The organism is Salmonella sp. 32020114201800008SM (genome assembly GCF_017572025.1).
Taxonomy (GTDB): Bacteria; Pseudomonadota; Gammaproteobacteria; order Enterobacterales; family Enterobacteriaceae; genus Salmonella; species Salmonella enterica.
Genome location: NZ_JAGEQM010000002.1, coordinates 182,532 through 199,225, shown reverse-complemented (window position 1 = coordinate 199,225; position 16,694 = coordinate 182,532). Strand labels below are relative to the sequence as shown.

Sequence of the window (16,694 nt, the reverse complement as noted above, 5' to 3'; positions counted from 1 at the left end):
TGTTTGAAGAGGGTATTGCTCACTCTGCCGCTTTTTTCTTAGCCGCACGCTTCGCTTTGGTCGCTGCGGCTATTTTCTGCGTTTTAGCCGATGGCTTTTTTGCTTTTCTCGCGTCTTTTTTCGCTGCTTTCGGCTTCGCTTTTTTCTCGCCGCGGAAGGCGCTATCAGGCTCGAAGTTAACTTTTTTACCTACCTGACGACGTTTACCGGCGTTTTTACTTTCACCTTTTTTCGCTTTTTCACGCGCCGTTTTGCCGACGTTACGCGGTGCGCGCTCGCTGGAGATCAGGCTAAAGTCAATTTTCCGTTCGTCCATATTCACCGCTTCGACGCGTACCTCGACCCGGTCGCCCAGGCGATATGTCTGTCCGCCGGATTCGCCAATCAGACGTTGCCCTACCTGATCGAAGCGATAGTAATCATTATCCAGTGAGGAAACGTGTACCAGCCCATCGATAAACAGTTCATCAAGACGGACAAAGAAGCCGAAACCGGTGACGCTGGCAATCACGCCCTTAAAGACGTTGCCTACCTGATCCAGCATAAAGTCACATTTCAGCCAGTCGGAGACATCACGCGTCGCTTCATCAGCGCGGCGTTCCGCCATCGAACAGTGCTGGCCGAGCTGCAACATCTCTTCCATCGAGTAGTGATAACCGCCCGTTTCTGTGGTGTTGCCCTTGTTCCCTTGCTCTTTAGCCAGCAGGTACTTAATGGCGCGGTGCAAAGAAAGATCCGGATAGCGGCGAATCGGCGAGGTAAAGTGCGCATAAGACTGCAACGCCAGCCCAAAGTGCCCGCGGTTTTCCGGATCGTAAATCGCCTGCTTCATTGAACGCAGCAGCATAGTTTGCAGCATTTCGGCGTCCGGCCGGTCGGCAATCGATTCAAGCAGTTCGGCATAATCGCGCGGTTCCGGTTTATTTCCGCCCGGCAGCTCCAACCCCAGCTCCGCCAGTACGGAGCGGAATGAGGTGATCGCTTCGGTGGTGGGCTTATCATGAATACGGAATAGCGCCGGCTCTTTAGCTTTTTCGACAAAGCGCGCCGCCGAGATATTCGCCATGATCATGCACTCTTCGATAAGCTTATGCGCGTCATTACGCTGGGTCTGTTCGATACGCTCAATGCGACGTTCGGCGTTAAAGATAAACTTCGCCTCTTCGCTCTCAAACGAGATCCCCCCGCGCTCTTCACGCGCTTTATCCAGCACTTTGTAGAGGTTGTGCAGCTCTTCAATATGCTTCACCAGCGGCGCATATTGTTCACGCAGATCCTGATCGCCCTGCAGCATATGCCAGACTTTGGTATAGGTCAGACGCGCATGGGAGCTCATCACCGCTTCATAGAATTTGTAGCCGGTCAGCCGACCTTTCGCCGAGATGGTCATTTCACAGACCATACACAGCCTGTCAACCTGCGGGTTTAGCGAACACAGACCGTTGGAGAGCACCTCCGGCAACATTGGGACAACCTGTGACGGGAAGTAAACCGACGTGCCGCGATTGCGCGCCTCGCGATCCAGCGGCGTTGGCGGCCGTACATAATAGCTCACGTCAGCAATAGCGACCCACAAACGCCAGCCGCCGCCGCGTTTTTTCTCACAGTAAACCGCGTCGTCAAAGTCACGGGCATCTTCGCCATCAATAGTGACCAGCGGCAAATCGCGCAGATCGACACGACCGACTTTCGCCTCTTCCGGCACCTCTTCTTTCAGCCCGGCGACCTGCTGCTCTACCGCCTGCGGCCAGATGTAAGGTATTTCATGGGTACGCAGCGCCATATCAACCGCCATACCGGTGCCCATATTGTCGCCCAGCACTTCGACGATTTTCCCTACCGCTTTAGTACGGCGAGTTGGACGTTGGGTCAGTTCAACCACGACCACGAACCCCATCCGCGCGCCCATGACGTCTTCTGGCGGGATAAGAATGTCGAAGCTGAGACGGCTGTCGTCCGGCACTACAAAGCCGACGCCCGCATCGGTGAAATAACGCCCGACTATCTGACTGGTTTTCGGTACCAGTACACGGACGATACGCGCTTCGCGGCGACCTTTACGATCGGCGCCCAGCGGCTGCGCCAGCACCTGATCGCCATGAATACAGGTTTTCATCTGCTCGCTGGAAAGATACAGATCGTCTTTGCGGCCTTCGACACGTAAGAAACCGTAACCATCACGATGACCGATCACGGTGCCTTTCAGCAGGTCGAGGCGTTCCGGCAGCGCATAGCACTGGCGGCGGGTAAAGACCAGTTGTCCGTCGCGCTCCATCGCGCGCAGGCGGCGACGCAAGGCTTCAAGCTGCTCTTCGCCTTCAATATTCAGTTCTACGGCCAGTTCTTCGCGACTGGCCGGTTTTTCACGTTTCGTTAAATGTTCGAGGATAAATTCCCGGCTCGGGATAGGATTCGCGTATTTTTCTGCTTCGCGTTCCTGGAAAGGATCTTGTGACATTGAGGTTCCTCCATTGTCATCTCTAATGAAGTTTACTTCACTCCACCAGTAATAATTTATAAAGCGGTTGATTCTCTTCAACCAAATCGGCAAGCGTGTAGTTATCCAGCTCCTTGAGAAAACTCTGCACGGCCTTAGAAAGCGCCTGTTTCAGACGACAGGCAGGGGTGATGTGGCAAAATTCGCTGCTACAGTTGACCAGTGATAAGGGTTCCAGCTCACGCACCACATCGCCAATACAAATAGTATTAGCCGGTTTACCCAGGCGGATACCGCCATTTTTTCCCCGAACGGCGGTGACAAAGCCCGCCCGGCTAAGCTGATTGATAATTTTGACCATATGATTACGGGACACGCCGTAGACTTCTGTCACCTCAGAAATGCTGGTCATTCGTCCATCTGGTAACGACGCCATATAGATTAGCGCACGTAAGCCGTAATCGGTGAAACTCGTTAACTGCACATCAACCTCAGGAAAAGGGAAAACGGGATATAACTTATCTGTATTGATGATAAACCAGCCACAAGCTGTGTCGCTAATTTATTTCAGTTCGGGGAAGGAAAAAAGCGAGGATTTAACACTGTGTCGGATAGCGTAATGGCTTACCCGACACAGCAATGTATCACACTGTTAGCCCGGCAAGCAAAATATCTGCCAGGCGTACCAGATTTACGCGTCGAACGGGTCGCGCAGAATCATCGTCTCAGTACGATCGGGGCCGGTAGAAATAATATCAATCGGCACGCCGGTCAGTTCTTCAATACGCTTGATGTAGTTCAGTGCCGCCTGCGGCAGACCGCTACGATCTTTCACGCCGAAGGTGGATTCAGACCAGCCCGGCATGGTTTCGTAAATCGGCTCTACACCTTTCCAGTCGTCAGCTGCCAGCGGAGTGGTAGTCACTTCGCGACCATCCGGCATACGGTAAGCCACGCAGAGTTTCACCTCTTTCAGGCCATCCAGCACGTCCAGTTTGGTCAGGCAGAAGCCAGACAGGGAGTTCAGCTGTACCGCACGACGAACGGCAACGGTGTCCAGCCAGCCGGTACGACGACGACGGCCGGTAGTGGCGCCGTATTCGTTACCCTGCTTGCAGAGGAACTCGCCGGTTTCATCAAACAGTTCGGTCGGGAACGGACCTGCACCTACACGAGTGGAGTAAGCTTTGAGGATACCCAGAACGTAATCAACATAACGCGGGCCCAGGCCGGAACCGGTCGCCACGCCACCTGCTGTGGTGTTAGAAGAAGTTACGTACGGATAAGTACCGTGGTCGATATCCAGCAGGGTACCCTGCGCACCTTCAAACATGACGAAATCGCCACGCTGACGCGCCTGGTCGAGCAGGTCCGAAACGTCAACAACCATAGAAGTCAGGATGTCGGCAACAGCCATCGTATCATCCAGAACTTTCTGGTAATCAACCGCTTCAGCTTTGTAGTAGTTAACCAACTGGAAGTTGTGATATTCCATCACTTCTTTCAGTTTTTCAGCGAAGGTTTCTTTGTCGAAAAGGTCACCAACACGCAGACCGCGACGTGCCACTTTATCTTCATAAGCAGGCCCGATTCCACGACCGGTGGTGCCGATCGCTTTCGCGCCACGCGCTTTCTCACGCGCGTTATCCAGCGCAACGTGATAATCAAGGATCAGCGGACAGGCTTCAGACAGCAGCAGACGCTCACGAACGGGGATGCCACGGTCTTCCAGTTCTTTCATCTCTTTCATCAGCGCGGCTGGAGACAGCACAACACCGTTACCGATGATGCTGGTTACATTCTCGCGAAGAATACCTGATGGAATAAGATGGAGAACGGTTTTTTCACCGTTGATTACGAGAGTATGGCCTGCGTTGTGACCGCCCTGGTAGCGTACAACATATTTAGCCCGTTCAGTCAGAAGATCGACGATCTTTCCTTTACCTTCGTCACCCCATTGGGTGCCCAGTACGACGACGTTGTTACCCATTTTTCAAAATCACCGTTTGCTTAAAAATGGATTCTACCATCGCTTTTTCAGATATACAGCACTTTTTGCACTCAATCTGCGGCAAATCCGACCACTTTTTGTTCAGCCAATCGTTTTCCTCAACATGTAGTAGACCACAACTCCCGCGACCACAAGTCCGCCGCCAAAACGACGTAAAACATTTTCCGGCAGTTGCGCCAGTGCCGAAACCATTTTTTTCCATGCGCCGGGATACAGCATCGGTCCCAGCCCTTCGAGGACTAATACCAGAGCAAGCGCCAACCAGATTGTTGAATTCATTTATCGCCCTTATAAAAGAAAACCACCGGCATCCTTTGGATGCGGTGGTTTTGCTGGTCTAAAACCGCTGACGCTATTTTAGCGTGTCGTCGAACTCGGTGTCTTCATGTAGCGGAAGAAATCGCTGTCCGGGCTCAGTACCATCACGTCCTGATTACTTTCGAAGCTCTTCTCGTAAGCGCGCAGACTACGAATGAACGCGTAGAAATCAGGGTCCTGGCTGAACGCGTCGGCAAACAGCTTCGCGGCTTCAGCATCACCTTCACCACGCATGATACGCCCCTGACGCTCGGCTTCCGCCAGAGTTTTCGTCACCTCATAGTCAGCAGCCGCACGCAGTTTTTCCGCTTCTTCCTGACCTTGTGAACGATGACGACGCGCGACCGCTTCACGCTCGGCGCGCATACGGTTGTAAATCGCCTCAGAAACCTCGGTCGGCAGGTTGATTTGCTTAATACGCACATCGACCACTTCGATACCCAACGCCGCCATACTGTTCGGGTTGATGACCGGTACTTTACCTTTGGTTTCCGCCGTGACGCGTTCCGCCGCTTCGGCAATCGCATCATCCGCCGCCGGGGTCGCTACTTCATCATCGGTACCGGCTGAACCGGAGTTCAGCGCGTCGCGCACCTCCAGAGTCAGACGACCACGAGAATCGGTCACGATGTCTTTTACGTCCAGGCGACCAATCTCAGAACGCAAACGGTCCGAGAACTTACGTTTTAACAGCACTTCGGCTTGCGAAATATCGCCGCCGCCGGTCGCCAGATAGTAACGGCTAAAGTCGCTGATACGCCATTTGATGTAGGAGTCGACAATCAGGTCTTTCTTCTCTTTAGTCACAAAGCGATCGGCCTGGTTATCCATCGTCTGGATACGCGCATCAAGCATTTTCACTGATTCAATAAACGGGATCTTAAAGTGCAGACCCGGCGCGTAAACCAGCGGTTTGTTCTCATCGTCACGCAGAACTTTACCAAAACGCAGCGTAATGCCGCGCTCGCCCTCTTTGACCACAAAGACGGACATGTAGAGCACTACCAGCACGATGATGATAATCGCAATAACTGACTTACGCATCGTTATTCCCCCTGACGCTGGTAGTCGTTACGCTGCGCATTCGCGCGGCGTTGGTCCATAATATCGCCCTGATTTGAGGACGACGTGTTGCTTGCTCCGCTGGCGTTAGACTTTGTGGACGGCGGCAGGCGCAGCAGGTTGCTGGCGCTATTGTCGCTCTTTGCCGCCGGCGCATTCCCGCCTTTCAGCATCTGATCTAACGGCAGCACCATTAAATTACCGCTCTTGTCGTTAACCAGTACTTTACGGGTATGGCTCAGCACTTTTTCCATCGTTTCAATATACAGACGCTCGCGCGTAATCTGCGGCGCGGCTTTATATTCCGGCAAAATCTTCGCAAACCGGGCGACTTCACCCTGCGCTTCCAGGATAGTCTGGGTTTTATAGGCGCGTGCCTCTTCCAGAATACGCTGCGCCTGACCGTTGGCGCGCGGCTGAACTTCGTTGGTATACGCTTCCGCTTCACGAATGTACTGCTGCTCGTTTTCACGTGCGGCAATCGCGTCGTCAAAGGCGGCTTTCACCTCTTCCGGCGGGCGCGCAGCCTGGAAGTTCACGTCCAGCAGGGTAATCCCCATGTTGTACGGTTTGATAGTCTCTTCCAGCTCGCGTTGGGTATCGCTACGAATAACGGTACGGCCTTCGGTCAGGATGCGATCCATCGTGTATTTACCAATGACGCCACGCAGCGCGCTGTCAGTGGCCTGACGCAGGCTATCGTCCGGGCTGGTCACGCTAAACAGATATTTCTGCGGATCGGTGACGCGGTATTGCACGTTCATTTCAACGCGCACGACGTTTTCATCAGACGTCAGCATCACGCCTGACGCCGCCAGTTCGCGCACCGCTTCGACGTTCACCGGCGTGACGTCGTCAATAAATGTCGGCTTCCAGTTCAGACCTGGCTCTACCAGATGGCTGAATTTACCAAAACGCGTCACAACGCCACGCTCGGCTTCTTTAATGGTATAAAAACCGCTGGCCGCCCAGATAATGACTACTGCCGCCGCGGCGATGGCGACAATACGGCCTCCCAGTTGCGGACGCGGGCCTTGCGATGAGCTACCGCCGCCGGAACCGGTGCCTTTACCGCCCCCAAAACCACCGAGTTTTTTACTCAGCTTACGGAAGATATCATCCAGATCGGGAGGTCCCTGATCGCGGCCACCTTTGTTTCCATTTCCCCCAGAGTTGCTGCCAGGTTTGCTGCTTCCCCACGGGTCGCGGTCCTGTCCGTTATTACCGGGCTGATTCCACGCCATGTTTGTGCTCCATATTTGTTATGCGGTGATCCCCGTTGTCTTTCGACCTCAGAGGATAAGGCGAAATTACTCCATGCTTCAGACGAACCGCCGTTACAGACATCATCTTTCAGGCTGCGTCTTGAGTGGCGGCTTTTTTACCCCAGGTCACTTCGTTGTGAGCCCCTGAGATTCTCTCAGCTACCGCCTCAATACGACCTGAATGACTTCGCGTCTAGATCACGTATTCGATCAACGCCGGTTCTTGTTTACAGAGGCGACGCCAGTCGACAATCGGCATTCGTACCTGCAGACTGACGCTACCGTCTTCCTCCATCCACTCTTTTTCTATTGCCTGAAGCTGATAAAACCGGCTTCTCAGACGCCCTTCCTGCGGCGGCAAACGCAGCGTATGCTGCGCCACCTCGCCGGAAAGACGCTCCGTCAAAGCCTGAAAAAGCTGTGGTATCCCCACGCCGCTTTGCGCTGAAAGCCAAACGCGGATGGGTTTATTCTCTTCATCTCTGTCGATACGCGGTTCAAAGTCGTCCAGCATATCGATTTTGTTCATCACCATTAAGGTGGGGATTTCGTGAGCGTCAATCTCTTCGAGAACGGTGTTTACCGCCTCGATGTTTTCCTGCACACGAACATCCGCCGCATCGACCACATGCAGCAGCAGCGTCGCCTGACGCGTCTCCTGCAGGGTAGCTTTAAAGGCAGCCACCAGATCGTGCGGTAAATGGCGGATAAAGCCTACCGTATCCGCCAGAACGGTTTCACCGACATCCGCTACATCAATACGACGTAACGTGGGGTCCAGCGTCGCAAATAGCTGATCTGCCGCATAGACCCGCGCTTCAGTGATCTGATTAAAAAGGGTGGATTTTCCGGCGTTGGTATAGCCCACCAGCGATACCGTCGGAACGTCGGCCTTGATGCGCGACTGCCGCCCCTGCTCACGTTGCTTCTCAACTTTCTCCAGGCGCGACTGAATCTGCACAATGCGATTACGCAGTAAACGACGGTCGGTTTCGAGCTGGGTTTCACCCGGACCGCGCAAACCAATCCCGCCTTTCTGACGTTCAAGGTGGGTCCAGCCACGCACCAGACGCGTAGCCAGATGGCGTAGCTGCGCCAGCTCAACCTGCAACTTACCTTCATGGGTACGCGCACGTTGGGCAAAAATATCTAAGATAAGACCGGTGCGATCGATAACCCGGCACTCGCACAAACGCTCCAGGTTTCGCTCCTGGGCTGGACTCAATGCATGATCAAACAATACGACCGCTGCGCCAGTCGCTTTCACGGCTTCCGCAATTTCAACTGCCTTACCTTCACCTACAAAGTACTTCGGGTGCGGTGCTTTACGGCTACCGGTAATCACCTGCATTGCTTCGACACCGGCGGAAGAGACCAGAGATTCAAACTCCTGGAGGTCTTCCATATCTTTGTCTTGCGAAAAATAGATGTGTACCAGTACCGCCTGCTCACCGGCATCATAACGGTCAAACAAGCGTAAACCCTCTTAATAACCAGCGGGGGCGATTATCCGACGCCCCCGACATGGATAAACAGCGCGTGAACTTATTCAGTCTCTTCGCTGTCCTGTTGCGCAGTAGAACCCTGCGCGTTGCTACCGTGATGGTAGTTATTGCTGGCGCCGCCACCGGCATTGTTGCTGTGATGGGAAACCGGGCGAGACGGGACAACAGTAGAAATCGCGTGCTTATAAACCATCTGGCTGACCGTGTTTTTCAACAGGATCACGAACTGATCAAAGGACTCGATTTGACCTTGCAGCTTAATACCATTCACCAAATAAATAGAAACTGGAACACGTTCCCGACGCAATGCGTTCAGGAACGGATCTTGTAAAGATTGCCCCTTAGCCATTCTCTTTTCCTTATATGCTTATTTGTACTTTGAACCTTTCGATTCTGAAAAATTGCGCACGATACGTCTCAATTGTACACATTCAGTCTGCGATAGCACCAACAACCTGTAATACTTCTTTTCGCGCCCGATCGGGATTCTCACTGTCAAGCCAGCGCACCCCTTCCCAACCGCGCAACCAGGTCATCTGGCGCTTCGCCAACTGTCTCGTGGCGCAAACACCTCTATAAACCATTTCATCATATGAGATTTCGCCCTCAATGTATGACCACATCTGGCGGTATCCCACACAACGGATGGAAGGCAAGTCCGTATGCAAATCTCCTCGGGCAAAAAGCGCCCGGACTTCTGCTTCAAAACCTGAAGCCAACATCTGATGAAAACGCAGTTCAATGCGCTGATGGAGCAGTTCACGGCTCGCCGGGGCGATAGCGAACTGATGCACCTGGTACGGTAGCGCGTCTCCTGACGTTTGCGTTAGCTCCGTTAAAGTTTTACCCGAAATGAAAAAAACTTCCAGTGCCCGGGAAAGTCTTTGCGGATCATTTGGATGAATTCGCGCGGCGGCAACCGGATCTATCTCCTGAAGTTGCTGATGCAACGCCTCCCATCCAAGCTCCGCTGCTTGCTGCTCTATCCGGGATCTGACTTCCGGATCTGCTGAAGGCAGCGGCGATAACCCTTCCAGCAATGCCTTAAAATACAGCATGGTACCGCCCACTAACAGCGGGATACGCCCCGCAGCGGTGATCTCCGCCATTTGCTCTAACGCGTCGCGGCGAAAATCCGCCGCCGAATACGCCTGCGACGGGTCGCGTATATCCAGCAGTCGATGCGGCGCCGCTTTCAGCTCATCGGCATTCGGCTTAGCCGTGCCAATATCCATTCCCCGATAAATGAGGGCGGAATCAACGCTTATCAACTCTACTGGCAAAACTTTACGCAGTTCTATCGCCAGCGCCGTTTTGCCGGAGGCCGTCGGCCCCATCAAAAATATCGCCTTAGGCAGGCTCGCCTTGCTTACATCATTCATGCTTCAGGGCGTTCATCGCCGAATGTAAATCAACAGGTTGTAACAGGCCACCCGGCGGCGCTTTTACCAGCTGCGGACATAGCCGCTCAACATCCGCCAGCAGCGATATGGCCTGCGCCATCGACCACTGCGGATGTTCGCTCTGCACATTACGCGCTATCCATTGTGCAATATTGACCGTTGCAAATGTGGTCTGTTGCGCCAGGTAGCCTATCAGTTCAGGAATCAAGATTTGTAAATTTTGTTGTCGTAAGGGTAAAGGCACTGCCCGAATGGTCACATGCTGCGCATCTGACTGAAATTCAATACCCAATTCTCCCAACAAAGATTGGGCTTTTTGCAGCGCGGCTTTTTCATCGGCGCTCACTTTTAAACGCAGCGGAATCAGCAACGGCTGCGCGCAAACCGGACTTTGACCCGGTGTAAGCTGCGCCTGACGCAGCCAACGCTCCGCAACCGGCAGCGACAAGAGCTGGATAGTCCCCGCGTGTTCCAGCAACGCACAGTCACCGCCGACTATCGTCAGTACGCGACCAAAACTCTGGCTATGTCCGTCAAGCGCAGGCGCAACCGGCTCCGGCGCGGGGCTCGTCGCCGGCGTCTGTAAAAGCGCGCGATAAACCTCGCCCTGCTGCTTCTGATAACCTGGCTGAGCGTGCGGCCAACCACCCGCGGACTGACGCCCGCCGTTGCCGCCCGATGCGCCGCCGGAATAACGCGGTGTCGCGGGCTCGCGCGCCGCAGTTGGCTCGGCGGGTACAGCAAAATGGTTGCGCCCGGCGGCGATACGGTTTTCCGGGACATGCCGCGGCGCTGGCGCAATCTCCTCCAACGGCAGCGTCGTTTCCGTCTGCTGTTGCAGGACGCTCAGCACCCCTTGATAGATGAAGTCGTGCACCAGCCGGGATTGATGAAAACGCACTTCGTGCTTGGCGGGATGAACATTGACATCCACCTGATGCGGGTCAATCTCCAGATACAGCACAAACGCAGGCTGTTGGTCCGCGCCCAGTTTATCTTCACAGGCCTGGCGAATGGCATGGTTGATCAAGCGGTCGCGCATCATGCGGCCATTCACATAGCAGTACTGGATCTCCGTTAACGCCGTGGTGGTGTGATTCGGATCGGCGACCCAGCCGCGCAGGGTCAGATCGCCATGCTGCCACTCGATCGCCAGTGCCTGTTCGAGAAACGGCGTGCCGCAGATGGCGCCTAACCGGCGCTCTTTTTGCCCGTCCTTTGCGACAGCGCGATACTGCCGTACCAATTTGCCGTTGTGCGACAGGTTAAGCGTGACGTCAAAACGGGCCAATGCAATACGACGGATGATCTCATCGATGTGATTAAATTCCGTTTTTTCGGTACGCATGAATTTGCGCCGGGCGGGCGTATTATAAAAGAGATCCAGAACTTCCAGGGTGGTGCCGACCGGGTGCGCGGCGGGTTTTACCGTCACGTCCATGTCGCGCCCTTCCGCATACGCCTGCCAGGCTTCCGCCTGCTCCGCCGTGCGCGACGTTAGCGTCAAACGCGAGACCGAACTGATACTGGCCAGCGCTTCGCCGCGAAATCCCAGACTGATAATCGCTTCCAGATCGTCAAGCGAGGCGATTTTACTGGTGGCATGACGGGCCAGCGCCAGCGCCAGCTCCTCTTTTTTAATGCCGCAGCCATTGTCACGAATACGAATAAGCTTCGCGCCGCCACGCTCGATATCGATATCAACGCGGGTGGCGCCTGCATCCAGACTATTCTCTACCAGCTCTTTAACAACCGACGCAGGGCGTTCCACCACTTCGCCAGCGGCGATTTGGTTCGCAAGCTGCGGCGGCAAAACCTGAATCGGCATGAAATCTCCTTAATTCGCGGCGGTTATGGCGCCAGGCTGGTTGGTACTGGCCGTCTGGCCTGGGCCGCCCTGCGGCGCAGACTGGATCGGATGCGCTGCAAAGTACTTACGCAACCCCCGGTATATAGCGTCAGCAATCTGCTGCTGATAGCGGTCGCTCGCCAGCAATCGCTCTTCGCCGTGATTACTGATAAAGCCCGTCTCCACCAAAATGGACGGGATATCCGGCGAACGCAACACGCCCAGGCTCGCGTGTTCCGGGCGACGTTTATGCAGCGACCCCACGCCGTCGAGTTGGCTTAGTACGTTCGTCGCCACATCATACCCTACCCGCTGCGAATGACCGAATTGCAAATCCAGTACCGCCTGGCTCAGGTAAGGGTCTGACTGACTGTTCGCCAGCACATCGCCAGCGCCGCCTAACAGTTCGGATTGCTTCTCATGCTGCTCAAGCCAGTTTGCCATTTCGCTGTTCGCGCGACGATTGGACAATACCCAGACGGAGGCGCCGGTGGCGTCGCGATTTGGCGCGGCATCCGCATGAATAGAGACAAGGAAGTTGGCGTTTTGCTTACGCGCCACGTCAGACCGCCCCATCACCGAAATAAAATAGTCGCCGTCACGCGTCAGCACGCCTTTAAACATCGGATCGTTATTCAGTAATGTGCGTAACTTACGCGCGATGGCGATGGTGACATTTTTCTCGCGCGTACCGCCCGGACCTATTGCGCCGGGGTCCTGACCTCCATGCCCGGCATCAATAGCAATCACCACTTTATCGCCAGCGCCTGCTGACGCGCGCGCCGCAGGCCGCGTAACGGTATTGCTGCTGGTTACGCCGGTCAGGCGATCATCAGAAGATTTAAACGGATTACGGGCAGGCTCCGTCGGGCGGGGCGCGCTTTCAACCCGTTTCGCGACGACAGGCGGTGGTGGTGGCGGCGGAACATCGGCATTAATGGTGAAAATGACCGTATAGTTGCCGCCGTTTTGCCGCTTCACCGCCTCGGTTTTACCATTTTCCGTCAGATCGACAAGCAACCGTAAAGATTGCGCATCTTTCGGCGTTCCGGCACGGATCGTTTTCACCAGATTGTTACCGCTAAACTGAAGCGGCAGCCCCTGAATCACGCCGGTCTGCCTGATATCCAGCGCCACGGTACGTTTACCGTCCTGTGAGTAAGCATATTCCGGCTCGCCGATAAAACTCAGCGTAATGCGCGCCTGCTGCTCGCCGTTGGACACCTGAATATCAGAGAGACTGGCGGCGCCCGCCTGCGCGCACAGCAGGATTAAGGCTGCTATTACGGCATTTTTGATGCGATAAATCATCCCGCCACCTTTATAGCTAATCGGCTAAACGCGCCAGTAACGAATGACCCGATGAGGATACCGCGCTTACGCGAGCCTCACGCCCCTGCGCCTGGTAATCAATATGGATTTCGACGTCCGGGTCGGGGAGAACGCCTTTACCTTGTTGCGGCCACTCCACCAGACAAATGGCGTCGTTGGCGAAATAATCGCGAATGCCCATAAACTCCAGCTCCTCCGGGTCCGCAAGACGGTATAAGTCGAAGTGATATACCATCATGTTATCAAGCGCATAAGGCTCTACCAGCGTATAGGTGGGGCTTTTTACATTACCGTTATGGCCTAACGCCTGTAAAAATCCCCGGCTAAACGTCGTTTTACCGGCACCTAAATCGCCATACAGATAAATAACGGTCGCGCCATCACAGGCGTTGGCTACCCGTTGCCCCAGGTCTAGCGTCGCCTGTTCGTCAGGTAGCGGAATTACTCGATTCATCATGGTTTACGTCAATCACATCAGGGTTAACAATACGCCGCAGCGTAGTAAAAAGATCGGTCGCCAACATGCCGCGAGCGCCATAACGCGCTGCCAGTAAGTCCGCCGCCGCGCCGTGAGCCACACATCCCACACATGCCGCATCATACGGGGTAAACTTCTGTCCGAGCAATGCGCCGATGATGCCGGACAGGACATCGCCCATCCCGCCGCTCGCCATCCCTGCATTACCAGCGTCAATGATAGCCAGAGGGTGGTGTTCAGCGGCAATAATCGTTCCTGCGCCTTTTAACACGACCACGCCTCCGTACCGTTTTACCAGACGCTGTGCTGAAAGTAAGCGATCACTTTCAATTTCTGCCACAGAACATCCTAACAGGCGGGCAGCCTCTCCCGGATGCGGCGTAATCACGCGATTGTGACGTTTATCAGGATTGATTGCCAGTAGGTTCAACGCATCCGCATCCCACAGCATAGGTTTACGGACGTTTTCTACTTTCTGTAAGGCTTTTTTGCCCCATTCCTGCTGTCCAAGCCCCGGGCCGATCACCACAACGTCAGCCCAGGTCAGGCTCTCTTCCAGCGACTGAGGCGTGAGTTCATGTACCATCAGTTCCGGGCGGGCCGTCAGCAACGGCGCGATGTTTTCACCGCGAGTCAGTACTCTGACCAACCCAGCCCCCGTACGCAGCGCCGCCTCGCCAGCCATCCGAATTGCGCCCGCTGTTCCCTGGTCGCCGCCAATAATCGCCAGACGACCATGATCGCCCTTATGCGAGGTCGGTCGACGCGGCGTTAGCCATTGCCCCAACTGCGTCGCGTCAAAACGCCGGAGCGGCGGCGTCTGGCTCGCCAGCCAGCCTTCCAGTCCCAACGCGTCATAATGCAATATGCCGGTAACGTCACGCGCTTTGCCGGTCAGCAGGCCTGGTTTCAGGGCGATAAACGTGACCGTATGCGCGGCGCTTATCACCGCGCCAGGCGTGGCGCCCGTTTGCGCCAGCAGACCTGACGGGATATCGACGGCGACAACCGGCGCAGGATGGGCGTTCGCCTGTTCAATCAGACCGGCTACCGGGTCGCGCGGTGCCTGGGCTATGCCGGTGCCAAGCAGCGCGTCGATAATCAGATCCGTCGCTTCCGGCCAGATAATATCGGCAGCATGGATGATGCCGCCGGCATTCAGCCAGGCATCGCGCGCCTGCGCCGCTTCTTCAGGCAACGGTTTGTCGCTCTCCTGCGCCAGCAACGTTACGCTAATGCCCGCCGCTTGCGCTAGTCGCGCCACGACGTAACCATCGCCGCCGTTGTTGCCATGACCACACAACACCAGCCAGTGTCGGGTGTCAGGATAACTGTCACGGGCTACCCGAAATGCCGCGTCGCCAGCGCGCAGCATCAATTCATAGAGTGTGAGTCCGAAGGCATCCGCCGCGTCGCGTTCCAGCCGTTTGATGTCATCGGCGGGCCAAATGGAGTGTGGTATACTTACAGGGTTTTTCTTCATGTTATGGTCCATCATGTCAAAGCCCCTCGATCTCAATCAGTTAGCGCAAAATATTAAGCAGTGGGGGCTGGAGCTGGGCTTTCAGCAGGTCGGTATTACTGATACCGATCTGCGCGCATCCGAACCTGCGCTGCAGGCGTGGCTGGACAAACAATACCACGGCGAGATGGCATGGATGGCGCGCCACGGTATGATGCGCGCCCGGCCTCATGAACTCTTACCCGGTACGCTACGTGTCATCAGCGTGCGCATGAACTATCTGCCCGCCAACGCCGCGTTTGCCAGTACGTTGAAGGATCCCACGCTGGGCTACGTTAGCCGATATGCGCTGGGGCGTGATTATCACAAGCTGTTACGCAGCCGCCTTAAAAAACTGGGCGAGCAGATCCAGCAGTACTGCGGTTCGCTGAATTTTAGACCGTTTGTCGACTCTGCGCCTATTCTTGAACGCCCATTAGCGGAAAAAGCCGGACTTGGCTGGACGGGTAAGCACTCACTTATCCTTAATCGGGAGGCGGGCTCATTCTTTTTCCTGGGGGAATTGCTGATTGATTTACCGCTGCCGGTCGACCAGCCGGTCGAGGAAGGTTGCGGCAAATGCGTCGCCTGTATGACCATTTGCCCGACCGGGGCGATTGTCGAACCGTATACGGTGGACGCGCGGCGCTGTATTTCTTATCTCACCATTGAGCTGGAAGGCGCTATTCCGGAAGCATTTCGCCCACTGATAGGCAACCGTATTTACGGCTGCGATGACTGCCAGCTTATCTGTCCGTGGAATCGTTACTCTCAGTTGACCGACGAAGCAGATTTTAGCCCACGCAAGGCGCTGCATAACCCAGATTTGGTTGAGTTGTTTAGCTGGAGCGAAGCGCAGTTTCTGAAAGTCACTGAAGGTTCTGCGATTCGGCGCATTGGTCATTTACGCTGGCTGCGCAATGTTGCCGTCGCGCTGGGGAATGCGCCGTGTAGTAATGCCGTCATTACGGCGCTGGAAAGCCGCAAGGGTGAGCATCCACTTCTTGATGAGCATATCGAATGGGCGATTGCGCAACAAATTGAAAAGCGCAACGCCTGCATCATTGAAGTGCAGCTACCGAAAAAACAGCGTCTGGTCAGGGTGATTGAAAAAGGGCTGGTGCGCGATGCCTGAATTATTCACAGGCTGTGTATAAAAATAAAAACACATTGCGATTCAAGAGGGAAAAAAGGAACAGACAATAACGCTAACGTTTTGAAATCTTATTTTTTCTATATTTTTCAGTAAATTATAGAAATTCTACGCGTCAGGTATAATTTTTTGCATTCCAGGAGTAATGGGCCGCCCTGTGGATAAGTCTGTTTACAAGGATCTGACGAAAGCGGAACAAAACGTGCCCCAACGCGATATTCGTTGTGGATAATTTTACTGTAGATAAGAATTGGAGCGGGAAACGAGACTCGAACTCGCGACCCCGACCTTGGCAAGGTCGTGCTCTACCAACTGAGCTATTCCCGCATAATCTTCGTCTTTCGAACCGCTACTGCGTTGGCTGCCTTCACTCGCCTGAG

14 protein-coding genes and 1 tRNA gene are annotated in these 16,694 nt (G+C 54.7%); 1 reads left to right on the top strand and 14 read right to left on the bottom strand.

Translation table 11 applies throughout. The annotated features are described in order from the left end of the window. Positions 1 to 19: 19 nt before the first annotated feature. From rnr to nnr, 13 genes are all read right to left on the bottom strand, one after another. On the bottom strand, positions 20 to 2,458 hold the full coding sequence (gene rnr / locus J4613_RS06930; protein WP_000076357.1) for a ribonuclease R: 2,439 nt from the start codon (positions 2,456 to 2,458) through the stop codon (positions 20 to 22). A 37-nt stretch (positions 2,459 to 2,495) separates the two neighbouring features. Next, positions 2,496 to 2,921: a nitric oxide-sensing transcriptional repressor NsrR gene (gene nsrR / locus J4613_RS06925; protein WP_001177632.1), complete on the bottom strand. Its 426-nt coding sequence runs from the start codon at positions 2,919 to 2,921 to the stop codon at positions 2,496 to 2,498. A gap of 207 nt (positions 2,922 to 3,128) precedes the next feature. Next, the gene (purA, locus tag J4613_RS06920; protein WP_000527960.1) at positions 3,129 to 4,427 is read right to left on the bottom strand and encodes an adenylosuccinate synthase; all 1,299 of its coding nucleotides are present in this window, start codon (positions 4,425 to 4,427) and stop codon (positions 3,129 to 3,131) included. A gap of 102 nt (positions 4,428 to 4,529) precedes the next feature. Then, positions 4,530 to 4,727, bottom strand: a complete 198-nt coding sequence (locus tag J4613_RS06915) for a DUF2065 family protein (RefSeq protein ID WP_001089290.1) — start codon at positions 4,725 to 4,727, stop codon at positions 4,530 to 4,532. Positions 4,728 to 4,805: 78 nt separating this feature from the next. After that, positions 4,806 to 5,810, bottom strand: coding sequence for a protease modulator HflC (gene hflC, locus J4613_RS06910; RefSeq protein ID WP_001232418.1), 1,005 nt, complete (start codon positions 5,808 to 5,810; stop codon positions 4,806 to 4,808). Positions 5,811 to 5,812: 2 nt separating this feature from the next. After that, the gene (gene hflK, locus J4613_RS06905; protein ID WP_000312505.1) at positions 5,813 to 7,072 is read right to left on the bottom strand and encodes an FtsH protease activity modulator HflK; all 1,260 of its coding nucleotides are present in this window, start codon (positions 7,070 to 7,072) and stop codon (positions 5,813 to 5,815) included. 214 nt (positions 7,073 to 7,286) lie between these two features. Then, positions 7,287 to 8,567 (bottom strand): ribosome rescue GTPase HflX, encoded by a 1,281-nt coding sequence (gene hflX / locus J4613_RS06900; RefSeq protein ID WP_000460338.1) that lies wholly within the window; start codon positions 8,565 to 8,567, stop codon positions 7,287 to 7,289. A 71-nt stretch (positions 8,568 to 8,638) separates the two neighbouring features. Next, complete coding sequence (hfq, locus tag J4613_RS06895) at positions 8,639 to 8,947, bottom strand: RNA chaperone Hfq (protein WP_001051875.1); 309 nt, start codon at positions 8,945 to 8,947, stop codon at positions 8,639 to 8,641. Positions 8,948 to 9,029: 82 nt separating this feature from the next. Next, positions 9,030 to 9,980 (bottom strand): tRNA (adenosine(37)-N6)-dimethylallyltransferase MiaA, encoded by a 951-nt coding sequence (gene miaA / locus J4613_RS06890; RefSeq protein WP_001000737.1) that lies wholly within the window; start codon positions 9,978 to 9,980, stop codon positions 9,030 to 9,032. Continuing rightward, positions 9,973 to 11,829: a DNA mismatch repair endonuclease MutL gene (gene mutL / locus J4613_RS06885; protein WP_001122550.1), complete on the bottom strand. Its 1,857-nt coding sequence runs from the start codon at positions 11,827 to 11,829 to the stop codon at positions 9,973 to 9,975. The genes miaA and mutL overlap by 8 nt, the downstream gene beginning before the upstream one ends. Before the next feature lie 9 nt (positions 11,830 to 11,838). Beyond that, positions 11,839 to 13,161 carry an N-acetylmuramoyl-L-alanine amidase AmiB gene (gene amiB / locus J4613_RS06880; protein WP_000640354.1) on the bottom strand — a complete coding sequence of 441 codons (1,323 nt, stop codon included), beginning with the start codon at positions 13,159 to 13,161 and terminating at the stop codon, positions 11,839 to 11,841. Between the two features lie 16 nt (positions 13,162 to 13,177). Continuing rightward, positions 13,178 to 13,639 carry a tRNA (adenosine(37)-N6)-threonylcarbamoyltransferase complex ATPase subunit type 1 TsaE gene (gene tsaE / locus J4613_RS06875; RefSeq protein WP_000981984.1) on the bottom strand — a complete coding sequence of 154 codons (462 nt, stop codon included), beginning with the start codon at positions 13,637 to 13,639 and terminating at the stop codon, positions 13,178 to 13,180. After that, the gene (gene nnr / locus J4613_RS06870; RefSeq protein ID WP_000968675.1) at positions 13,611 to 15,158 is read right to left on the bottom strand and encodes a bifunctional ADP-dependent NAD(P)H-hydrate dehydratase/NAD(P)H-hydrate epimerase; all 1,548 of its coding nucleotides are present in this window, start codon (positions 15,156 to 15,158) and stop codon (positions 13,611 to 13,613) included. The genes tsaE and nnr overlap by 29 nt, the downstream gene beginning before the upstream one ends. Here nnr and queG point away from each other — a divergent pair. Next, complete coding sequence (gene queG, locus J4613_RS06865) at positions 15,157 to 16,296, top strand: tRNA epoxyqueuosine(34) reductase QueG (protein WP_023137590.1); 1,140 nt, start codon at positions 15,157 to 15,159, stop codon at positions 16,294 to 16,296. The genes nnr and queG overlap by 2 nt on opposite strands. Before the next feature lie 269 nt (positions 16,297 to 16,565). On the opposite strand, the gene J4613_RS06860 is transcribed toward queG, so the two are convergent. After that, positions 16,566 to 16,641: transfer RNA gene (locus J4613_RS06860), tRNA-Gly, on the bottom strand. Between the last annotated feature and the right edge of the window lie 53 nt (positions 16,642 to 16,694).

Coding starts and splice junctions, on each gene's coding strand:
- mutL (WP_001122550.1), bottom strand. CDS start 11,829: ATGCCGATTCAGGTTTTGCCGCCGCAGCTTGCGAACCAAATCGCCGCT.
- miaA (WP_001000737.1), bottom strand. CDS start 9,980: ATGAATGATGTAAGCAAGGCGAGCCTGCCTAAGGCGATATTTTTGATG.
- nnr (WP_000968675.1), bottom strand. CDS start 15,158: ATGATGGACCATAACATGAAGAAAAACCCTGTAAGTATACCACACTCC.
- purA (WP_000527960.1), bottom strand. CDS start 4,427: ATGGGTAACAACGTCGTCGTACTGGGCACCCAATGGGGTGACGAAGGT.
- amiB (WP_000640354.1), bottom strand. CDS start 13,161: ATGATTTATCGCATCAAAAATGCCGTAATAGCAGCCTTAATCCTGCTG.
- J4613_RS06915 (WP_001089290.1), bottom strand. CDS start 4,727: ATGAATTCAACAATCTGGTTGGCGCTTGCTCTGGTATTAGTCCTCGAA.
- hfq (WP_001051875.1), bottom strand. CDS start 8,947: ATGGCTAAGGGGCAATCTTTACAAGATCCGTTCCTGAACGCATTGCGT.
- tsaE (WP_000981984.1), bottom strand. CDS start 13,639: ATGATGAATCGAGTAATTCCGCTACCTGACGAACAGGCGACGCTAGAC.
- queG (WP_023137590.1), top strand. CDS start 15,157: ATGTCAAAGCCCCTCGATCTCAATCAGTTAGCGCAAAATATTAAGCAG.
- rnr (WP_000076357.1), bottom strand. CDS start 2,458: ATGTCACAAGATCCTTTCCAGGAACGCGAAGCAGAAAAATACGCGAAT.
- hflC (WP_001232418.1), bottom strand. CDS start 5,810: ATGCGTAAGTCAGTTATTGCGATTATCATCATCGTGCTGGTAGTGCTC.
- hflK (WP_000312505.1), bottom strand. CDS start 7,072: ATGGCGTGGAATCAGCCCGGTAATAACGGACAGGACCGCGACCCGTGG.